Source organism: Maribellus maritimus (genome assembly GCF_022267315.1).
GTDB lineage: Bacteria > Bacteroidota > Bacteroidia > Bacteroidales > Prolixibacteraceae > Draconibacterium > Draconibacterium maritimum.
Map to the genome: position 1 here is coordinate 1 of NZ_JAIKLE010000099.1, position 3,632 is coordinate 3,632.

The 3,632-nt window shown below is 32.6% G+C and carries 2 protein-coding genes and 1 pseudogene; all 3 read right to left on the reverse strand.

What is annotated here, in order from left to right:
• Window positions 1-147 precede the first annotated feature (147 nt).
• The 3 genes and pseudogenes from K5G00_RS28965 to K5G00_RS28975 all read right to left on the reverse strand — a co-directional run bounded on the left by K5G00_RS28965 (window position 148) and on the right by K5G00_RS28975 (window position 3,500).
• Window positions 148-984: a HEAT repeat domain-containing protein gene (locus tag K5G00_RS28965; protein ID WP_238770022.1), complete on the reverse strand. Its 837-nt coding sequence runs from the start codon at window positions 982-984 to the stop codon at window positions 148-150.
• Between the two features lie 696 nt (window positions 985-1,680).
• Window positions 1,681-2,286: pseudogene (locus K5G00_RS28970) on the reverse strand (heparin lyase I family protein); the annotation flags it as partial.
• A gap of 497 nt (window positions 2,287-2,783) precedes the next feature.
• Window positions 2,784-3,500: a DUF4304 domain-containing protein gene (locus K5G00_RS28975; RefSeq protein WP_238770024.1), complete on the reverse strand. Its 717-nt coding sequence runs from the start codon at window positions 3,498-3,500 to the stop codon at window positions 2,784-2,786.
• Window positions 3,501-3,632: the final 132 nt, after the last annotated feature.

Here is a 3,632-nt window from a genome sequence, read left to right on the forward strand (position 1 = left end):
TAAATCAGTTCTTAGTCATATTTGAAAAAAGGGTCCAGCTATAAATAGCTAAACCCTCGGTATTTTTAATTTACACACTTTGTGAAACAGTGTCTTTTTTCTAAAACAAGGATTGAAACGCATTATTCACACTTAACGTTGCTGTAGTTACTCCACTTCTAGACTACGATCCTGTGCTTTCGTTTTTAATTTACCCAATGTATCAATCAACCATTTCTCATTTACTTGTTGGGTCTTTTTATTTAGCTCAATTTGTTTTTCAAGCAATTCAATAAAATCAAAATCATTAAATACCTCAATACTTTCTAAAATAATTGAACCATTATCATCAATCTTTTTTAGTTCCTGTATTAATATGTCTTTTATCCGTTTGTCCTGTCTTTTTGCTAATCCAGCAATTGCTTCAAATCTTACTAATTCAGAACTGTCATTTATCTGTTTCCACAATAACTTTGTGATACTATCAGTATTGGTTTCAATTTGTGCCCCAAGCGAAAATGTTGCCCAATCTCTTATATCAGGGTCTTTGTCTGTGCTTAATTCAATTAAAGTTTCAATTGCGTCTTTTTGTTCTAATCCTGATAATGCTTGTACCAATCCGTAACGAACAATGCAGTATCTATGCGTTTTTAGTTTGATTAAAATCAAAATCTGGTCTTCTCTTAAAATTTCATTGTTGTGTGAAATTGCAAATAAAACAGATTCAAGAACTTTTGGAGTTTGTTCTTTCTCTAATAAACTAAAACAAATCTCAACTATTTCATTTTGTTTAAATCTTGGGTTGAATCCTAACTGTGCCAGAATATCAATTCCGATAATTATTTCCTTGTCACTGTTTGTTTTAATTAATCCAACTGTTCTATCGAACACGTATTGATTTGGACGCCTCCTCAATTCTCTTATATTTTCCCAATAAGTCTTTTTTGTCCTATTAGTCAATAATCTTTCAAATAACTTTTCGTCTGTCCAATCTTTTCTTTTCATTGTTGCATGATTTGGCTACTGCGGTCTCTTAAAATGAAGCACAACTAGTTTGTAAATGTACCTTAACAATTTTTACTTATTCTTGAGGTAAATGATTTATATCTAACAATATATGTATTTTTAAGTGTTTGTAAATGTTTATAATCATACTAATTTATTAAATATCAATATATTGTAGAACATTTTCTTGCAAAGAATCATTTAAAATAATGTTTTAATGTTTTAATGTTTTTTTAACTGGATTGGATGCTTTTATAATATCCTTGAGTAGGTACGTAGGTATGCTAAATCATCCAAGATTAGGGTTCTTAATAGTGCTTAATTTTCTTAGTTTCGTTGCCCATCTGTAATATTGAATAGAAAACGAAGAAATCGAATCATAAGCCATATCCTAAAGAACTTATCACCTACGATGACCACATTAGAAAGAAAAGACTTGATTTGAATCTATTTCAATCAGATGTTGCAAAAATAATTGAAGTTACACCGGACTGTATTACCAATTGGGAATTGAATCGAGCGAAACTACAATTAAAATATATTTCAAGAATTATTACATTTCTTGGATATTTGCCGGAAATAGAAAGAGTCAAAATAAAACTGTACTGAATCAAACGATCAATGGTGTTGTGCCGTCGTGCATTATTTTTATCTTTTTACATAATTTATATTAAAATAATTTCCGTTTTTAAAAACCTATTCATTCGTAGTCAACAAAGTGTCATTGGTTAAAATATAGTTATCAAAATATATAGTCATCGGTTCTGAATATTGGTCCCGATACATCCCGATTTTATGATAGAATTGATTCCTCCCTTTTTTGGAAGCTGTTGGCCCAATAAAAGAAACAACTTTCTTTCCATCCATCCACATATTGATATAACCATCAGTTGAATCAGAATAATAAATCTGAAGAATAAAATCATGCCATTTTCCCTTTGTGAGTTCAGGAAGCTCATATCGGGCAGCTTGCTCTTTTTTAGAACTGGTCATATTGTATATTGTCAGATAATGATTACCATTCCTATACCTCTGGGCATAAAGTTGCAATGGATTTTTAAGTAAAACAGTTTGTTTTACTTGTGAAATTACTAAGCGATTATCTATGATTGGAAAATCTTCAAGTATGAGAATTGAAAATTTATACCACATTTTCTGATGTAGTGTAGGATGCGTTCCTGAATCTAATTCAGTTCGCTCAGTAAAATTGCCATCACCACCATCTTGTCTGATGTAACCTTTTTTAAATTCAAGTTTTACACAATGGTTCCCCGTCCGATGAAATTGATCGGTAATGGAAACGGCGCCTTTTTCATATCGACCGCTTCCTTTGTCTCCCGGGCGTCAGAAATCAGCTAGACAACCATTTTCAAAATCGTCAGTTAGCATTATTATAGTTCCTGTTTTTTTCTGACATCCCGCCACAAATGACATTAAAAATAAAATCACCCAGAAATAAATTTTAATGGATTTGTTATTTCTCATTTTCAATCATGTTTAAAAAATATTTGAGTGTTATTTCGCATGAGGTACAACGGGAATCTGTGTAAAAACTATATTTAGCTTTCTTGGATTTCATTTTTTCATGGGTACCCTTCCGAATAATCTTTATTTTTTGCACAGTCTGACGGTTGGTACATGATGTCGGGGCGGATTTCGGAGAGCGTTCCTGTCCGAAGGACACGGAACTGCGAAACGAGAATCCACAGTTGGCGTACCACCGAACCCGCCCTGCAATATGTACGGTGTTAGCGGTTCGGGCTTTTTCTTTCTTCGTTGTTTTTAAGTTTTATTCATTATCAATTTCTCAATGTTATTCCAAGTCGGTCAGCAAGTCCTTTCACGTATTCTTTATGTCCGTTTTTAATTTCAATGTTGTGATAGTAGTCTTGAAATAATTTCTCTGCTTTTGCTCGGTTTCTATGAAGTTCAATAAGTGCTACGTCTAATTTTGCTCTTGGCGAACCGCCTTCAACGTTACCTAAATTCCTACAAATTTTATCTCGGGTTTCAAATTTGTTAAGCCAATCAAGTCCGTGTGAATTCAGTCCGTCAACAACTTCTCTTGCTGTTTTAATACTGTCGTCTGAAAGTGCCCACCAATGGTCTTGTTTAATTGTCAAATGCGGTAGTCGCTCTCTTATTTGGCAGTCATAGTCTTGATAAATGTCTTTGGGTTTATTGTGGCCTTCAAGTTCATAAATCTCTTTTACCATTACTCCTAAATTGACTGTAAACTTCCCATAAAAGTTTTCCCTAATTCCTGGGATTACATATTTGTCACCAAATTCATATCTACCGCTTTGGATATTTATTACTTGGTAAATTCCGTCTTCTGTTTGTCTGTTGAAGGTTCGTCCTTTTTTCTTAAATCCTAATGGCTTTAAAAACTGAAAGATTTCTTTTTGTATGTTATCCAAATTAGTTTTTAGTTCTTCCTTATTGAGAATATTCTGTTTTTCTGATTCCTTGTCAGTCAATTTCGATTTATTTTTTAAGAAGTCAAAAATTCCCATTTTATATTCATTTAAGTATGGAGTCGTCTTTTCAGCCTGTCTAGTCCTAGAATACGGCTACAGGTTAAACATTGTATTAAGCAACATCATTAAACACCGTATTTGGTGTTTTATACCTTAAAGATAGATGAA